The following is a 16,761-nucleotide window of genomic DNA, read 5'->3' on the forward strand; positions in this document are numbered from 1 at the left end:
CCGGGCAAAAAAATGACCGCAGTCAAAGACTGCGGCCTTTTCAACCACACATAGACTATTACCGGGCAGCAGGGCTGCCTTTTAGTGGCCTGTCAGCTGACTTTAAGCAGCTGTGACTTTATTGCTGGTGACTTTCAGAACCGATAGATATACCTAAAGGTCTGCGCCTTGCGAGACCTTGCCCTGCTGCGCCTGTTCAGCTACTTGCTCAGCGTGCTTGACGTCCTCAATGCCGTAGATGTGCTGGAATTCGTTGATAGCAGCACTCGTCTCCACGTTCAGGTTGTGCAGTAGGCCATCATTGATGTCATACACCAAACCGTGCAGGCGGGGCGGGTTAGGACGCTGCAGGGCACTCTGGATAACGTTGGTCTTGGTCAGGTTGCGCACCTGCTCAATGACGTTCAACTCCACCAGGCGCCGAAGCTGCTGGTCTTTGTCAGCAATGCCCGTAAACTCGGTTTCGTGCAGGCGAACTACATCTTTGATGTTAGTCAACCAGTTGTCAATCAAACCAAACTGCTTGTTGGATGCTGCCGCTGCTACGCCGCCGCAACCGTAGTGGCCGACCACCATGATGTCTTTTACGCCCAGCACTTCTACCGCGTACTGCAGTACGGACAGCAGGTTCAGGTCGGAATGCACAACCAGGTTGGCAATGTTGCGGTGCACAAACATTTCGCCGGGGCCGGTGCCCGTAATAGCACTGGCGGGTACCCGCGAATCGGAGCAGCCAATGAACAGGTAGCGAGGCTTCTGCCCTTTCGACAGATTGTGGAAGAACTCGGGGTCAGCGGCTTTCTTCTCTTCAACCCATTTGCGGTTGTTACTCAGAATTTCATCCAACGAGGATGCATCTGCATCGGGGAAGCTTTTCATGAAACAGGTGGTTTGTGGGTAATTTTTGTGAGTGAACTGACGGTACGCAGCGGCGGGGCTTAGTGGCCCAGTGCTTCTACCTGCGGGATACCGCGCAACTCGAGTTCAATGTTACGCTCGGAAGCAGTTAAACGGAAGTTTTCAATGGCTTCCAATACGTCGTAGTCAATTACTTCCGAATCGGTACCGTCCAGAATAACCTTGGTACCGGGCGTCAGCCGCTCGAAGGTGGTCACCAGGCTGGCTTTGTTCAGGAACGAGACGTGCTCACTCAGCTTAATGTGGGTCACGCCGGGCTCGTTCGTTGGTTCGCTGTGGAAGAAGTAGGCCGACTCCAAGTTGGCTTTCAGGATGTAGAAGATGCCAACGGCCAGACCCACCGCCACGCCCTTGAGCAGGTCGGTGAACAGGATGGCTACCACCGTGATAAAGAAGGGCAGAAACTGGTCCCAGCCCAGGCGCCACTGGGTGCGGAACAAGGCAGGCTTGGTCAATTTAAAGCCAACCATGAGCAGTACGGCCGCCAGGGCCGACAAGGGAATCAGGTTCAGCACCGAGGACAGAAACAGCAAGCTAGCCAGCAGCAACAGGCCGTGAATGAAGGCCGACATCTTGGTCTGAGCGCCGGAGTTGATGTTGGCCGAGCTCCGGACAATAACAGCCGTGAGGGGCAAACCACCCAGCAGAGCGCTAATGATGTTGCCAACACCCTGGGCCTTCAGCTCGCGGTTCTGGGGCGTATGACGCTTGTGCGGATCGAGCTTGTCCACGGCTTCTACGCTCAGCAGCGTTTCAATGGAAGCGACAATGGCAATGGTGAAGGCCACCACGTAGGTGTTGCCACGGGTCAGGGCCGTCCAGTCGGGGAAGGTCAGTTCGCGGGTCAGGTCGGCGAAAGAGGAAATTTTGGGCAGCTTAACCAAGTGCTCGGGGCGTACCTGCAACTCGGGAGCCACATTGCTCAGCAGTACGTTCAGCAAAATCGACAGCACCACCACGATGAGGGCGCCAGGCACCAGGCGCAGGGCGGCAATGCTTTTAATAGGCTTGCTTTCCCAAAAGATGAGTACCAGCAACGAAATTATTCCAATCAGGGCCGAACCCCAGCTGATGGCATTGCCGGCAGAAAGGATGGCCGAGAATGTATTTTGCCCATCGAACTGCAGAAAGTCCATGTCCTCGAAATAGTCCGTATCGGCGCCGAGAAAGTGAGGTATCTGCTTGAGAATCAGAATCAGGCCAATAGCAGCCAGCATGCCCTTAATCACCGACGAGGGAAAGTACATGCCAATGATACCGGCTTTCAGAAAGCCCAGGGCTAGCTGCACCACCCCGGCCACAACGGTGGCCGCCAGCACGGCCTCGAAGGTGCCCAAGGTGCTGATAGCCGACAGCATAATAGCGGTGAGGCCGGCCGCCGGACCACTCACGCTTAGCTGGGAACCACTAACCCAGGCGACTACTACCCCCCCAACGATACCGGCAATAACACCGGAAAGCAGCGGCGCCCCCGAAGCCAAAGAAATACCCAGGCACAAGGGCAAGGCGACCAGAAATACAACAAGGCCCGAGGGAGCATCCTTGGCTAAGGAATGTAGGTAGTTGGCAGAGGGTGGCGTGGGAGAAATATTGGAATCGGCTTTAGAAGCCGGTGTGGTCTTGATCGTCGAAGAAGCCATATAGCAGAGGAAATGCTGCCAACCTAAACAGAGGTTCGCAATGATATACTGCAATAGTAGCTCGCTATAGTTAAGACCGCGTTAAAAGAGAATTAAAACCGAATTAAAACGCGTTTGCGGGTGGTTAAACGCTAGCCAGCGGCAGTTGCAGCGTGACCTGCGTACCGACTCCCAGCTCGCTCTCGACGCGAATTATGCCGCCGTGCAGGGCCATAATTTTGGCTGTGAGAGGTAGCCCAATGCCGTGCCCAGGCACGGTTCGGATGGCTTCGGCCCGGAAGAAGGGAACAAATACCTGCTGCCGGTCAGCCTCCGTCATGCCCACTCCCTGGTCGCGCACTTGCAACTGTACTTGCCGGCCGGTGCAAGTCAGAATGGCCATAATCGGGGCCTGGCTTCCCCGAGAAAATTTGCAGGCGTTTTCCAGCACATTCAGCACTGCTGAGAGCAGCAGGGGCTCGTTGCCGAGTACGCCGTAGGCCACCCCAAAACCGTTGGGTTCCCCAAACTCCAGGTCGATGCGGCAGGTAGGCTGGCGGCGTAGCACTTCCTCGTGGGCCTGAAGCAGAAGCTCATCGAGGCGCACCAAGGCCATGGGCACCTGCGAGGGGTCGTCGGACGCACGGGCAATCTGCAGCAAGCCATTGGTCAGGGCAGTCAGCATGCGGGCGGCGTCGAGGGTGCTTTGCAGCACACGCCGATATTCGGTGGGTGAGCGTTCTTGCAGCAAGGCCACTTCCAACTCGCCGGTTAGCACCGTGAGCGGGGTACGCAACTCGTGTGAGGCATCCCGCACGAAGGTGCGTTGCCCGGCAAAGGCGGTTTCGAGGCGGTCGAGCAGGCTGTTGAAGCGCTGGGCCAAGTGCGACACCTCATCTTGCCCATCGGCCTGGGAAAGCCGGCGGTGCAGGTCAGAGGCCGTAATAGTGTCGACCTCTTGCACAATGCGCTGCATCGGCCGCAGGGCCTGGCCGGCAAAAAACCATCCTCCAACCCCCACGATGCCAAAACTGATCAGCAGCCCCCCTACCAGAATCTTCCGCAGGGTGCGCTGCTCTACCTGGCTGTCGGCATCGACGGACGAGGCCACCACCACGAAGTCGCCGCGGTGGGCATCCCGGTAGAGCAGGCCCACCGTTTGCCCATGGTCGGCTTCCAGTTCCACCAAACTGCCGGATTGTCGTACCCCGCTGAGCAAGCTGCTGGGCACGGGCTTGCCCGTTTGCTGGCCTTCCCGGAACACGACGCGGTTCTGGGCGTCATATACCCGTACTTCCTCGGCGGGCAGCGTGCGGTAGAACTGGCGCAGATAGCGCCGATAAGACGCCCGGCTGGCTTCGTCGCCCCGGTTGGTGCCGTCCAGATAGACGTGCGCCACCACCCGAGCCCGCGCAAACAGATTTTCCGTAAAGGAATTACGCCGCGACTGATACGTAAAAAAGTAGATTACCAGAGAAAACAGCAGCAGGGTAACGGCTAGAATAGCGGCAAACTGCAATGCCAGGCGGGTGCGTATCGTCACGGAGGTAGCGCGTTTAGAATAAAGCCAAGCGTCGGACGGACCAAGCAAGGCGGGGTACAAGCATTGCAAGGAAAGCCGTGGAGCCCGGTTTGGGTTTTAGCCCCGGCTTTCCAAGAAGGGCACGCCCTGGCTGCAAACCTGGCACCAGCCGCTGGTGCAGGGCCAGAAACCCGACGCTCGGGCCCTTACATCGATGGGGTTCTATATAGAAGCAAAAGTAGCCGGCAGACTTTACTTTTGGGAAAGCTCGGCCGGTGCGCCGCCTTATCCCCCATGAACGACCCGGCTATTCGTGCCTTGCTTTACCCCTTGCTTAGCGGAGGCATCTACGTAGATGAGCTGCCAACCGGTTCGACCCGCGCCGATGTGGTGCACATCACCTCCGATTTCATGCACGGCTACGAGGTGAAAGGCGACGGCGACACCCTGCAGCGGGTGCAAAACCAGCTGCGCTGCTACGCCGAGGTGTACGACTTTGTCACGTTTATCGTCACGGAAAAGCACCTAGCCAAGCTGCTGCCCCTGCTGCCCGAGTGGGTGGGCGTACTGGTGGCATCCGAACAAGAGCTGCGCCCCTACCGGCCCGCCGGATACAACGCCACGGTGGAAAAAGCGCCGCTGGCGGCGCTGCTGCTGCTCGATGAGGTAAAGCAATTCCTAATGGCCCGGGGCCTGCCGGGCATTAGCCAGCTGCGGCGGGCCGAAGTTCAGCATCTCTTGCGCACCACGCACCTGGTGCCGCTGTCGAGCCTGGCGCAGTTTGTTCGCGAGCAGCTGATCCGGCGCATGCCCCAGCGCCTGCTGCACCGGGCCGAGCGAAAACTGGAACGGCAGCGCCTGGCGCCGTTGCGGGCCAAACGCCGGAAAAAGCAGGCGGCCACCCACGGCAAGCGTCGCAAAACAGCCCGCAGGAAAGCGGCCTCCGTTTTTAAAAAATAAGCGTCAGCTGCTGGCCTACGGCGGCTTCGGCCGTGGTTAGGTTCGACACCGACACGCCCAGCAGGCGGACGCCTTTGGCCAGGGGCACGAGGGCTGCCAGCTGCTCGCGGCACACCTGTTCCAGCAGTTCCTTGCTACTGATGGGTAGCAGCGTGGTGCGGCTGCGGGTAATTTGCTGAAAGTCGGCGTATTTGACCTTGACCGTCACGGTGCGGCCCCACACGTCGGTGCGCTGGCAGTAGTCCCACACCGATTCCAGCTCGGGCTGCAGGCCGGTTACCAGCTCCTCGTAGGTCAGCAAATCCTGTTCGAAGGTATTCTCCGAGCCGATGGACTTGCGCAACCGGTCGGGTTCCACGGGGCGGTGGTCTTCGGCGCGGGCAATAGCATAGTAGTAGCGGCCGGCCTTGCCGAAGTGCTGGTGCAGAAACAGTTCCGACTGCTGGCGCAAATCGAGGCCGGTGAAAATACCCAGCTGATTCATCTTGGTGGCCGTTACGTGGCCGATGCCGTGAAACTGCCCCACGGCCAGGGTTTCGACAAAAGCCAGCCCCTGCTCGGGCTTGATAACAAATTGCCCGTTGGGTTTGCGGTAGTCGGAGGCGAGCTTGGCCAAGAACTTATTGTAGGAAATACCAGCCGAGGCCGTCAGGCCGGTTTCGGCCAGAATCTTGGTCCGGATTTCCTCGGCAATGCGCGTGGCCGAGGGCATGTTCTTCAGGTTGTGGGTTACGTCGAGGTAGGCCTCGTCTAGGGATAAGGGCTCGATGAGCGGGGTGTACTCGGCAAAAATGGCCCGGATCTGGCGCGAGACGGCCTTGTACACGTCGAAGCGGGGCTTAACGAAAACCAGGCTGGGACACTTGCGCTGGGCCACCACCGAGGCCATAGCCGAGCGGACCCCAAACTGCCGGGCCTCGTAGCTGGCCGCCGCCACCACGCCGCGCTGCCGGGAGCCGCCCACGGCCACGGGCTTGCCTCGCAGCTCGGGGTTGTCGCGCTGCTCCACCGAGGCATAGAAGGCATCCATGTCCAGGTGAATGATTTTCCGATTTTCTGCCGCCTGCACGCTTCTCTTGCTTAAGGCTACAAAGGTAAGCATGCCCGTAATGTAAAGCTCCCCTTCGAAAGCCGGACATGCCGCCAAGCCTTGCCCAGCGCGCCCGTCTTCCGAAAGGGAGCTTCAGACGACAACGCTCTACTCCTCGCGCATCACGTAGCCCATCCCAACCAGGGTATGAATCAGCTTGGGCGTAAAATCCTTGTCCACTTTCTTGCGCAAGAAGTTGATATACACGTCGATGACGTTGGAACCGGTATCAAAGCTGGTTTCCCAGACCTGCTCCAGAATATCGACCCGCGACACGACGCGGCCCTGGTTGCGCAGCAGGTATTCGAGCAGGGCAAATTCGCGGGCCGTGAGCTGAATCGGTTGGCCGGCGCGTTGCACCAGCTTGCGGGCCGGGTCCAGGGTCAGGTCGGCTAGGCGCAGCAGGGTTTCGGTGGTGGGTCCTTCGTGCCGGCGGCGCACCAGGGCCCGGATCCGGGCCAGCAGTTCCTGAAAAGCAAAGGGCTTGACCAAGTAGTCGTCGGCCCCAGCGTCGAGCCCCCGGATTTTGTCGTCGGTTTCGCCCAGGGCCGTGAGCATCAGAATAGGAACCGAAGAATTCTGAGTGCGCACTTGCCGGCATACTTCCAGCCCGCTGAGCGAGGGCAAGAGGTTATCCAGGATGAGCAAATCATAGCTATTGCTCAGGGCCAGGCGCAACCCCGTCAGGCCATCGGTGGCAATGTCGACGTTGTGGGTTTGCTCGGTAAGCCCCTTGTGCAGGAACGAGGCCACTTTGGGCTCGTCTTCGACCAGCAGAATTTTCATGCGAACAGGTTTGAGCTACTACAGCCCAACAAGGTAAGATGTTCAGATCGGACTCTGGTGGTAGCAGACAGAACAGGGGAATTACACATCATTATGCAGTGCAATTATTTATGAGAATCATTTAAATTTTACTTGACTTTATGGAATCTATACAATACGTTTATGGAAATCTTCTATATCAGATTTACTGCTGGTTCTCTGTTCAGTTTCCTTTTTAGCTGCCTCTTTCCAAGAAAGACTGCTCCGAAACTGCTTTCTCCGTGCTCCTCTTTAGCCCCCAGTTCTTATGCGCCTCTTTCAATTGACCAATCTGATTCGTGTTGTGTTGTTTACTGCAGTGTGGTGGCTTAGTGGATGTGTGGCGCAGCAGCAACTGCCTTACCTGCAGGGCAAGGAGTACTCAACCAAAACGCCGGTGAACGTGGCCAACGAACGGCTGATTTACCGCATTCAAAGCAGCGACGTGCTCAGCATCCGGGTGCAGAGCGTGCAGCCGGCCTTGAATGAAATTTTCAACATCACGGACTCGCGGGCCGTGTTCTCGGGCGACCCCAGCAACTTGTTTCTGGCCGGCTACTCGGTCGACGAAGCCGGCAACATCAATTTGCCCACCGTTGGCAAGGTCAAGGTGGAAGGCCTCACGCTCGACCAGGCCCAGACCCTGGTGCAGCAGCAGGTGGGCAAGTACGTGCGCGACGTGAACGTGCTGGTGAAGCTGCTCAGCTTCAAGGTGACGGTGCTGGGCGAGGTGCGCAATCCGGGCCGCTACTTTATCTACAATGCCCAGGCGACCCTGCTCGAAGGCCTGGGCTTGGCCGGCGACCTGACCGAGTTTGGCAACCGGCAGAACGTGAAGCTGATCCGGCAGACGGCCAGCGGCTCGGAAGTGGTGCTGCTCGACCTGACCGACCCCGAGCTGCTCAAGTCGAAGTACTACTACCTGCTGCCCAACGACGCGCTGTACGTGGAGCCCCTGAAAGCCCGCACCACCCGGGGCAACGCCAACAACCTAGGCCTCGTGTTTGCCGGCGTTTCGTCCTTAGTTCTGATTCTTAGCTACTTAAAGGTGTTTTAATCCTTCTATCATTCCGGTTCCACTTGCATTTCCTAACCCACACCACGCATGGAAACACGCCCTACCACTACCGACGAAATTGACCTCCACGCTTTGTTTTTTAAGCTGCGCAACCGCTGGCCCTGGTTTGTAGTGTCGCTGCTGCTGGCTGGCCTGGTGGGCTACGTGTACCTGCAACTCAAAGAACCCGTTTACGCCTTCCGGGCTACCATGCTGCTGGGCAATCAGAGCTCGGGCTCGAAGCGGGCCCAGGAACTGCTCCAGATTCTGGAAGTGCAAAATAAAGGCGTGAAGATGGAAGACGAAATCGGTTTGCTCAAGTCGGTCGATGTGGTGCAGCGCGCCGTGGCCCGCTTACCTTTCACGGTATCGTACTTCGCGGCCCCGGACTCTTGGCTCAATACAGGCCGCGACCTGCAGGTGCGGGAGCGGCCGGCCGGGTCGGTGCCCTTCCGCGTGGTGCCCGATATGCAGGCCCCGCAGCTGGCCGGGGTGCGCTTCTACGTGGAGCCGGCCGGCAACGGGCGCTTCCGGGTGCATGCCCAGGCCAAGAAAGGCCAGCTGTACAGCCTGCCCACCAGTGAGCTGGTGCGCGAAGTGCTGGATATAAGCATCGACCAGACCGTGGCCGCCGGCGACACGCTGCGCCACCCCTTGCTCACGGCCGTCATTACGCCCGAGCCAGGCTACCCCAGCGGCGAAGCCAATGAAAGCTACTTCTTTACGCTCAACACGTTGTCGGGCCTGACGGCCGCTTATCAGAGCAGCCTCACGGTGAAGCCCATCGACCACGACTCCCGCATTGTGGAACTCAGCTCCAAAGGCTCGGTGCCGGCCAAGCAAACGCAGTTTCTGGACACGCTCATGGCCGTGTTTGTGGAAGACGACCTGCGCGAGAAGAATATTACGGGGGCGAAAACGGTAGCCTTCCTCGACGCGGAAATTGCCAACCTCTCGGATTCCTTGCGCCGCTCGGCCGCCGCCCTGAGTTCTTTCCGCTCGTCGCGGGGGGTAGTCGATGTGGGCATGCAGTCCGGGGAAGGCATTCGGCAGCTCGGCGAGCTGGAGGCCATGCACGCCAAGGTAGCCACCAACCGGAAGTACTACGCCAATATGCTCAGCTACCTGCGCGCCAACCAGAACGCCAGCCAGATGGCCACGCCCAGCAGCGTGGGCATCGAGGATCCGGTAGTGAACAACCTGATTCTGCAGCTTACCGACCTGAACAGTCAACGGGCCGCCCTGGGCGTGAATGCCAGCGTCAGCAACCCTCTGGTGACGGTGCTCGACGAGCGGATCCGCACGGCCAAGCAGTCCCTGATTCAAACTCTGGTGAACATGACTCGGGCCACGGATATTGCCCTGACTGATTTGAACAATCAGCTGGGCCGGGTGCGCGGGTCTATCAGTGCCATGCCCGAAAACGAGCGGCAGCTGGCCCGGCTCAAGGGCGAAAGTGACTTCAACGACAAGAAATACAACTTCCTGGTCGAGAAACGCTCGGAAGCCGCCATTGCCCTGGCCACCAATGCGACCGACAAAAAAGTCATCGACAACACGGAAATGGTGGGCGGCGGCCCCTCCGAGCCCAAGCCCCAGCTGGTAGCCCTGATTTGCCTGCTCGCCGGGCTATTTCTGCCCGTGGGTCTGGTGGTGCTGATAGATAAATCGAACCGCCGGATTCAAAGCAAGGAGGACCTCTCGCGTATTACCAACATTCCGCTGCTGGGCGTGGTGGCCCACGGCTCTACGGCCGACAAGCTGAACATGCTCAAAGAGGTGAAAGGCCCCATTGCCGAGTCGTTCCGCTCGATTCGGGTGAACCTGCAGTATCTCTCGGCCGGCCTGGACAAAAAGCTCATTGGGGTAACCTCCTCGGTGCCGGGCGAAGGCAAAACCTTCTGCACGGTGAATTTGGCCGCCGAAATGGCCCAGAGCGGGCGCAAAGTGCTGCTGCTCGAGTGCGACCTGCGCCGCCCCACCGTGGCCAGCTACTTTAACCTCGACGCCACGCCCGAACACGGGCTGTCCAGCTACCTGATGGGCCTGAGCACGCTCGACGACTGCCGCCAGAGCAGCGGGGTACCCAACCTGGACGTTATCTGCTGCGGCCCGATTCCGCCCAACCCCACCGAGCTGCTGGAAAGCACCCGCATGGACAACTTGCTTACCGAGCTGCGCCAGGCCTACGACTACATTCTGCTGGATACGCCGCCGGTGGGCTACGTGGCCGAGTTCTTCGTGCTGGTGCGCCACCTCGACGCCAACATCTACGTGGTGCGCCAGAACTACACCGACCGGGGGCTGGTAGGTCAGATTAATGAGCTCTACGACGAAAAGAAGGTGAAGCAGCTGTACATGGTTATCAACGACATGCACTTCACCAAAACCTACGAGTACCGCTACAAGAAGAACGCCTACGCCTACAACCAGTCGTAGGCGCCGGGTACCAGTCTCTCCCTCCTTTCCCGCTTTCCGATGTCTACCTCGACTGCCAACCAGCCACGTCGCAGCCTCACCATGACCACAGTGCAGGGCGTGAAGTGGAGTACGGCCGCCACGATTCTTACCGCCATTATGCAGGTAGGTTACACCGCCGTCATGGCCCGCCTACTGAGCCCGGCGGCCTTTGGGGTGGTGGCCCTGGCCAACGTGGTGCTGCGCTTTGGCGGCTACTTCGCCCAGATGGGCATGGAGCAGGCCATTATTCAGAAGCAGGATCTAACCCAGGAAGACGTGCGGGCAGCCTTCACGGCCTCGGTGGTACTGGGCGGTCTTTTCGGCACCCTGCTGATTTTGCTGGCGCCGCTGTCTATCTATGTGTTTCACGAGCCCGAAGTGGTGCCCGTGGCCCAGGCCCTGGCCCTGAGCCTGGTGCTGACCGGGCTTTCGGCTACGGCCCTGAGCTTGCTGCGCCGGGGCATGCAGTTCCGGACCCTGGCCCTGGTGGAAGTCAGCTCCTACGTGGTGGCGTACGGCGGCGTGGGCGTGACCCTGGCCCTGAGCGGCTACGGCGTCTGGAGCCTGGTGGCGGCCAGCGTGGCCCAGGGGCTGCTGGTGGGCCTGCTGGCCTACCTGGTAACGCGCCATTCGGTGGTGCCCCTGCTGAGCTGGGAGCATTACGAGCCCCTGTGGAGCTACGGCAGCCGTATTTCGGTGATAAGCTTTCTGGAGTTTATCGGCAGCTCCCTGGATACGCTCATCATTGGGCGGGTGCTGGGCACGGCCCTGCTAGGCGTCTACAACCGGGCCTGGATGCTGGTGTCCCTGCCCATATACATGCTCACGACCAGCGTGTCGAAGGTAATTTTTCCGGCCTTCAGCCAGGTGCAGGCCGATCAGGCCCGGATGCGCAATGTGTACTTGTCGAGCGTGACGCTGGTAGCGGCCCTGGTGCTGCCCACGGCCGCTGGCATGCTGGTGGCGGCCCCCGAGCTGGTATACAGCCTGCTGGGGCCAAAGTGGGGCGCCTCGATTCCGCTGCTGCGGGTCATGAGTTTCACCTCGGGCCTGATGCTGCTGACCATGTTTGCCGGAATTGTGAGTGATGCCCGGGCCCGGCTTCGTGAAAAAACCATCATCATTCTACAGTATCTGCTGGTGCTGCCGGGGCTGTTCTGGCTGTTTCACGGCTGGGGGCCCATTGGCTACGCTCTGGCCCTGAACCTGGGCGCCCTGCTCTACGCGGGCCTGTTTATGCGCCTGCTGCACCACGATCTGGACATTCCCTACGCCCGCCTGCTGGGAGTCTATGGCCCCGGCCTGTTTCATGCCGTAGTCGTTGCCACGGTGTTTGCCGGCGTCCGGCTGCTGTTGCAGCCCCTGCAGCTGCCGCCCGTGGCCGCCCTTCTCATTCTCATGACAGTGGGCGCACTGGTGCTGGGCGCTCTTGTGCTGCTGGTGCCTCTGCCCGGCCTGCGCCGCGAATTGTGCGCCTTCCTCGACCGGCTTCACCCCGACAGTCACCCGGGAGTGCTGGGCCGCCTGCTGGCCCGCTACGTGCGCTACCTCAACCCGGCCGCCTACGCCCCCGAACCGACCTACCCAGCCGCTACGACGGTTCTGCCATGAAGATTCTGTTTGCTTCCTACTGGGGCGAAACAGCGCCCTGCGGCGTGCGGGTGCACTACATGGGCCTGGCCGCCGAGCTGCGGCACCAAGGGCACCAGGTCGACATTATCACGCCCAATACCGTGCGGGGCCTGCGCCGGCGGGTGCTGGGCGGGCTGCAGCGGGTGCTGGCGGTAATAGCCGGCCCCGAGGTGGCCCGGGAGCTGTGGTATTTTGCCATGCTGTGGGCCGCCGTGCCCCGCCACGGGCGCTACGACCTGGTCAACGCCCACGATGTGGGAAGTGGCGCGGCCGTGCGCCAGGTGTTGGGCGAGGCGGTACCCGTGGTGGTTACGGGGCACGCCAGTGAACACCCCGCCGAGGAAATTATCCGGCGCAACAACCTGACGGGCACAGCCGCCCGCCAGATCCGCCGCCTCTACGCCTGGCTCCTGCCCCAGACGCAGTATTTCATTGGCGTTTCCGACTACTTGCTGAACTGCTTTCGACCCTTCCTGCCCGACGACTGCCTGACGCGCCGCATCTACGGCGGCAGTTCCCTACCCGAGCCAACGCCGGCAACGGAGGCCCCGCTGCTGCGCCAACAAGCGGGCGGGCAGCCGGTGCTGCTGAACGTGGGCTTTCTGGACACCAACAAAAACCAGCGCTACCTGCTGGCAGTGGCCCGGGAACTGCGCCGGCTCCGCACCGATTTTGTGGTGGTCCTCGTGGGCAAAGGTCCGGACGAAGCGGAGCTACGCCAGCTGATTGCCGATTACGACCTGGCAGACCACGTTCGGCTGCTGGGCTACCACTCCCAGGTGCTGCCGTTGCTGCGCCAAGCCACCCTCTACGTGCACACGGCCCGCCTCGAATCGTTGGGCCTGGCGCTGGTAGAAGCGGTGCTGGCCGGCGTGCCGGTGCTGGCCCCGGCCACCGGCGGTATTCCCGAAGTGCTGGGAGCTACCCCGGACGCTTTGTTTGCGCCGGCCACCGAACCTGCCGTGCTGGCCCAACGCCTGCACCACTTGCTGGCCGACCCGGCCCGCCGCTCGGAGCTACATGCCCGGCAGTATGCCCACGCTACGGCTCAGTTCACGCTGCCCCGCATGGCCGCGCAAACGGCCGCCTTTTACCAGGAAATCCTGGCTTTGTCTTCCGCCCCCAGTCCTGCCCACCAGGATGCTCCCGCTCCTGTCCTTTCTTCCACGCATGTTGCTTCTCCCATTGCATGAAGATTCTCTATGACCACCAAGCCTTTACCGTGCAGGATGTCGGGGGTGTGTCGCGCTACTACCGTGCCCTGCTCGACCATGCCTCCCCGGACGTGCACTCGCACGTGCCGGTGGTAGTCTCCAACAACGTCTACCTGCAGGACCGTCGGCACACCAACCACTCCGCTTTCTTTCCGGGCCAGAGCTTCCGGGGCCGCTTTTCCTTTATGTGGAAGCTCAACCGCCTGGCCTGCCGCCGGGCCCTGCGCCGCGGCAGCTACGACGTGTTTCACCCCACGCTGATTGATGACCCCTACTTCATGCACGAGGTGGAAGACAAACCCATGGTCATCACCATTCACGACCTGATTCCGGTGCTGTTCACGGAGCAGTACCCCCAGACGGATGTGGCCTTGATAGGCCGGATTGCCCAGCGGGCCAACCAGATAATTGCCGTGTCGGAACACACCCGCACCGATATCCTGCGCCTGCTGCCGGTGAGCCCCGAGCGGGTAACGGTGGTGCCGCACGGCTACACGCCTTCCCCACCCCCCCGGACGCTACTGCCCGAGGGCTACCTGCTGTACGTGGGCACCCGCTCGGGCTACAAAAATTTTGACTGCCTGCTGCAGGCCCTGGCCCAACTTGTGCGGCGGCCGGGGCTGCAGGCCCAACGCCTGGTGTGCGCCGGCGGAGGCCGGGCTACCGAAGCCGAGCAAGACCGCCTGCAGGAGCTGGGCCTGACTCAGCACGTGCAGTTCATGGGGCTGGTGCAGGAAGCCGAGCTGGCGGGGCTTTACCGCGGGGCCGCCGCTTTCGTGTTTCCTTCGCTCTACGAGGGGTTTGGCTTCCCCATTCTGGAAGCGTTTGCCCAGAAGTGCCCCGTAGTGCTCAGCAACGCGTCCTGCTTTCCGGAAACGGCCCAGGATGCGGCCCTCTACTTCGACCCGCACCAACCCGCCGACCTGGCCCAGCAGCTGCACCTGCTGCTACTAGAGCCCGCCCTGCGCCGCCAGCTCCAGCAACTCGGCACCCTGCGCCTGGCCGATTTTACCTGGGCCCAGACGGCCACCCGCACCCGGGCCGTGTACCGCGCCGCCCAGGACCTGCCCCAGCCCGTGCTCCTCTAACTCTTCGCTTAGCAACTGCCGCTATGAAACTCAGCCTGCGCTTTCGTCATCTGCTTCCTCTGCTGGCTATTCTGTTCACCGACACGGCTTTTACCCGCTTTGCATTCGTGGCGGAAGACGACCCGGCCCTGCGCTTGTATAACTACGCGCTGCTGGGGTTGTCGCTGTGGCTGATTGGGCAGTCGTGGCGCTGGTTTTCGCGGAGCATGGGCCGCTGGCTGCTGCTGGTGGTGGTAGCCATGCTGGGCCTGGTCCTGGAGTCGTACTCGGGCTGGGGCACCTGGATGGTGTACCCGCACGTGCTGGGCAAGCTGACGCCGTTTCTGGTACTGTTCGGCGCCTACGCTTACTACCGCCGCTACGGCATTCCGCCCCTGGGCTTCGCCATGTGCGCCCTCCCGGTTATCGTGGCCCTCAATATTGTCCTTTATCACCCCGAAACCTTCACGCTCGGGGGCTTTCTAAGCCACGAGCGGGGCGTCGATACGACCTCGGCCTTTCTGCTGGTACTGCCGGCCATCTACTTTCTGAACCGCTACCTGATTGGTAATTCCCTGCCCTTTCTGCTTTACTTTTTTGTGGATCTGGGCGTCATCATCTTCCTGCAGCACCGCACGGTGTGGCTCAGCACCGGCCTGGCCCTGCTGCTGAACCTGCTGCTGGTGGCCCGCAGCAGCAGCACTTCCCTACGCCTGCGCCGGTTTTTGCCCATTCTGGTGCTGCCCCTGGTTTTTGGCCTGCTCGGCGGCCTGACGGTGGTCTTGAACAACCCGGATGTGCTTAAAAAGCTTAACAACAACGTCGAGGATATTTCCAACAGCGAAAGTCAGGGCACGGGCAGCTGGCGCCTGCAGCAGTTTCAGGCCTACGAGCCTTTGCTGTGGGAATACCCCGTGGCGGGCATGCGCCTGAAGGGCTTCGAGCTGCCCATTCAGTTTTTCGACAAAACCTCCGGGGCGCCGGTTTGGCCCAATTACACCGGCCACCACTTCCACAGCTTTTACGTCGACCGGCTGTTTTACTTCGGTTTGTTGGGCCTGCTGCTGGCCATTGCGCCGGTGATTTTGCTGGTAGTGCGCTGCCTGCGCCAAGCCCAGCCCCTGCCGCTCGATACCATTGCCCTGGTAGCTTACGCGGGGTGCGGGCTGCTCTACGGCGTTTCTTACGACTGGCCTTTCTACTTCTTCGGGGTTATTGGCTTTGCCGTAGCCGCGGTGGAAGTGGCCGCCCTGGCACCCGCCCCGCCCGTGCCCGCCCCGCCCCGCCGGGCAGAGCCTGCGCCGCTGTTTCCCGCTCCTTCTTCGTCCAGCAGCCCCGCCCATGTATCCATCTGATTCGCCGGCCGGCCTCTCAACGCCGGTACTGTTCATCGTCTTCAACCGGCCCGACTCCACCCGGCGGGTGCTGCAGGCCATTCGCCAGGCTAGGCCCACCCAGCTCTACGTTGCGGCCGACGGCCCCCGGGCTACCCGGCCCGGCGAAGCCGAGCTTTGCGCCCGGGTGCGGGCCCTGGTTACCGACCACATCGACTGGCCCTGCGCAGTTCACACCCTGTTTCGGGACACCAACCGGGGCTGCGGCCAAGGGCCGGCGGAGGCCATCAATTGGTTTTTCGAGCAGGAGCCCGAAGGCATTATTCTGGAAGACGACTGCCTGCCCGGGCCGCATTTTTTTCGCTTCTGCCACGAGTTGCTGGCCCGCTACCGCCACGATGCCCGCGTCATGCACATTGGGGGCTCCAACTTCTCGCGCGAGGCCGCCCGCCCACTGCCTGCCACCGCCGACTCCTACTACTTCTCGGGTCAGGTGCAAAGCTGGGGCTGGGCGTCCTGGCGCCGCGCCTGGCAAAAATTTGACTTCCAGCTCACGCTGCTGCCCGAGTTGGGCCGCCGCCACTTACTCGCCAGCCTCTACCCTTCGCTGCTCGAGCGGCGCTACTGGCTGCCCCGCTTCCGGGCCCTGTACCGCGCTACGGCTACGCCCAGCATCTGGGACTACCAGTGGCATTTTGCCGTGGCGGCCCACTCGGGCCTTACCATTATGCCGGCCGTAAACCTAGTCTGCAACATCGGCTTTGGGCAGGATGCTACCCACACCACGGCCACCGATGCGCAGTTTACCCGCCCGGCCGCCGAGCAGTTCTGGTTTCCGCTCCGCCACCCGCCCACCGTGCTGCGCGACCACCGCCGCGACCAGCTCTACTTCCGCGAATTTATCGGCGGCCGGGTGCTGGCCAAGACCCGGCGCCTGCTGCACAGCCTGCCGCAGTGGTTTCGCGACCAGGGCACCGTACCGCTCGACCCGCCCTACGCCGTCGACCCGGAGGAAGAAGATGCGCAGCCGGCCCGGCCGCTCACCTACTCCCGCCCCTGATTGCTGCTTTGTTTTCCTTGCCCT

The 16,761-nt window shown here is 61.2% G+C and carries 13 protein-coding genes; 8 read left to right on the top strand and 5 right to left on the bottom strand.

Annotated elements, in window-relative coordinates:
- Positions 1-153: 153 nt before the first annotated feature.
- The 3 genes from E5K02_RS07425 to E5K02_RS07435 form a co-directional block, all read right to left on the bottom strand.
- The gene (locus E5K02_RS07425; RefSeq protein ID WP_135393558.1) at positions 154-879 is read right to left on the bottom strand and encodes a carbonic anhydrase; all 726 of its coding nucleotides are present in this window, start codon (positions 877-879) and stop codon (positions 154-156) included.
- 59 nt (positions 880-938) lie between these two features.
- Complete coding sequence (locus E5K02_RS07430) at positions 939-2,558, bottom strand: SulP family inorganic anion transporter (protein ID WP_135393560.1); 1,620 nt, start codon at positions 2,556-2,558, stop codon at positions 939-941.
- Between the two features lie 124 nt (positions 2,559-2,682).
- Positions 2,683-4,080, bottom strand: coding sequence for a sensor histidine kinase (locus E5K02_RS07435; protein WP_167856314.1), 1,398 nt, complete (start codon positions 4,078-4,080; stop codon positions 2,683-2,685).
- A gap of 273 nt (positions 4,081-4,353) precedes the next feature.
- On the opposite strand from E5K02_RS07435, the gene E5K02_RS07440 reads away from it, so the two are divergent.
- The gene (locus E5K02_RS07440) at positions 4,354-5,019 is read left to right on the top strand and encodes a sce7726 family protein (RefSeq protein WP_135393564.1); all 666 of its coding nucleotides are present in this window, start codon (positions 4,354-4,356) and stop codon (positions 5,017-5,019) included.
- On the opposite strand, the gene dinB is transcribed toward E5K02_RS07440, so the two are convergent.
- Entirely contained in the window at positions 5,009-6,121 is a 1,113-nt protein-coding gene (dinB, locus tag E5K02_RS07445; protein ID WP_135393566.1) for a DNA polymerase IV, read from the bottom strand. The two genes, E5K02_RS07440 and dinB, sit on opposite strands and share 11 nt — an antisense overlap.
- A gap of 96 nt (positions 6,122-6,217) precedes the next feature.
- A complete protein-coding gene (locus E5K02_RS07450; RefSeq protein WP_135393569.1) occupies positions 6,218-6,895 on the bottom strand; it encodes a response regulator in 678 nt (225 codons plus the stop codon).
- Positions 6,896-7,181: 286 nt separating this feature from the next.
- Here E5K02_RS07450 and E5K02_RS07455 point away from each other — a divergent pair, with 286 nt between their 5' ends.
- The 7 genes from E5K02_RS07455 to E5K02_RS07485 are packed head-to-tail and all read left to right on the top strand — an operon-like array spanning position 7,182 to position 16,737.
- Positions 7,182-7,970: a polysaccharide biosynthesis/export family protein gene (locus E5K02_RS07455; RefSeq protein WP_240737187.1), complete on the top strand. Its 789-nt coding sequence runs from the start codon at positions 7,182-7,184 to the stop codon at positions 7,968-7,970.
- Positions 7,971-8,018: 48 nt separating this feature from the next.
- On the top strand, positions 8,019-10,409 hold the full coding sequence (locus tag E5K02_RS07460; RefSeq protein ID WP_135393571.1) for a polysaccharide biosynthesis tyrosine autokinase: 2,391 nt from the start codon (positions 8,019-8,021) through the stop codon (positions 10,407-10,409).
- A gap of 39 nt (positions 10,410-10,448) precedes the next feature.
- Entirely contained in the window at positions 10,449-12,041 is a 1,593-nt protein-coding gene (locus tag E5K02_RS07465) for a lipopolysaccharide biosynthesis protein (RefSeq protein ID WP_135393573.1), read from the top strand.
- Positions 12,038-13,255 carry a glycosyltransferase family 4 protein gene (locus E5K02_RS07470; protein ID WP_135393575.1) on the top strand — a complete coding sequence of 406 codons (1,218 nt, stop codon included), beginning with the start codon at positions 12,038-12,040 and terminating at the stop codon, positions 13,253-13,255. Before E5K02_RS07465 ends, E5K02_RS07470 begins: the two co-directional genes overlap by 4 nt.
- Positions 13,252-14,364 carry a glycosyltransferase family 4 protein gene (locus E5K02_RS07475; RefSeq protein ID WP_135393577.1) on the top strand — a complete coding sequence of 371 codons (1,113 nt, stop codon included), beginning with the start codon at positions 13,252-13,254 and terminating at the stop codon, positions 14,362-14,364. The genes E5K02_RS07470 and E5K02_RS07475 overlap by 4 nt, the downstream gene beginning before the upstream one ends.
- A 23-nt stretch (positions 14,365-14,387) precedes the next feature.
- On the top strand, positions 14,388-15,698 hold the full coding sequence (locus tag E5K02_RS07480; protein WP_135393579.1) for an O-antigen ligase family protein: 1,311 nt from the start codon (positions 14,388-14,390) through the stop codon (positions 15,696-15,698).
- On the top strand, positions 15,685-16,737 hold the full coding sequence (locus E5K02_RS07485) for a nucleotide-diphospho-sugar transferase (protein ID WP_135393581.1): 1,053 nt from the start codon (positions 15,685-15,687) through the stop codon (positions 16,735-16,737). Before E5K02_RS07480 ends, E5K02_RS07485 begins: the two co-directional genes overlap by 14 nt.
- Positions 16,738-16,761 lie beyond the last annotated feature (24 nt).

The sequence above is a fragment of the Hymenobacter metallicola genome, from assembly GCF_004745645.1.
Taxonomy (GTDB): Bacteria; Bacteroidota; Bacteroidia; order Cytophagales; family Hymenobacteraceae; genus Hymenobacter; species Hymenobacter metallicola.

Excerpts from the sequence above, each read along its gene's own strand:
- E5K02_RS07485 (WP_135393581.1), top strand. The coding sequence starts at position 15,685 with ATGTATCCATCTGATTCGCCGGCCGGCCTCTCAACGCCGGTACTGTTC.
- E5K02_RS07430 (WP_135393560.1), bottom strand. The coding sequence starts at position 2,558 with ATGGCTTCTTCGACGATCAAGACCACACCGGCTTCTAAAGCCGATTCC.
- E5K02_RS07465 (WP_135393573.1), top strand. The coding sequence starts at position 10,449 with ATGTCTACCTCGACTGCCAACCAGCCACGTCGCAGCCTCACCATGACC.
- E5K02_RS07460 (WP_135393571.1), top strand. The coding sequence starts at position 8,019 with ATGGAAACACGCCCTACCACTACCGACGAAATTGACCTCCACGCTTTG.
- E5K02_RS07470 (WP_135393575.1), top strand. The coding sequence starts at position 12,038 with ATGAAGATTCTGTTTGCTTCCTACTGGGGCGAAACAGCGCCCTGCGGC.
- E5K02_RS07480 (WP_135393579.1), top strand. The coding sequence starts at position 14,388 with ATGAAACTCAGCCTGCGCTTTCGTCATCTGCTTCCTCTGCTGGCTATT.
- E5K02_RS07455 (WP_240737187.1), top strand. The coding sequence starts at position 7,182 with ATGCGCCTCTTTCAATTGACCAATCTGATTCGTGTTGTGTTGTTTACT.
- E5K02_RS07450 (WP_135393569.1), bottom strand. The coding sequence starts at position 6,895 with ATGAAAATTCTGCTGGTCGAAGACGAGCCCAAAGTGGCCTCGTTCCTG.
- E5K02_RS07425 (WP_135393558.1), bottom strand. The coding sequence starts at position 879 with ATGAAAAGCTTCCCCGATGCAGATGCATCCTCGTTGGATGAAATTCTG.
- E5K02_RS07475 (WP_135393577.1), top strand. The coding sequence starts at position 13,252 with ATGAAGATTCTCTATGACCACCAAGCCTTTACCGTGCAGGATGTCGGG.
- E5K02_RS07440 (WP_135393564.1), top strand. The coding sequence starts at position 4,354 with ATGAACGACCCGGCTATTCGTGCCTTGCTTTACCCCTTGCTTAGCGGA.
- dinB (WP_135393566.1), bottom strand. The coding sequence starts at position 6,121 with ATGCTTACCTTTGTAGCCTTAAGCAAGAGAAGCGTGCAGGCGGCAGAA.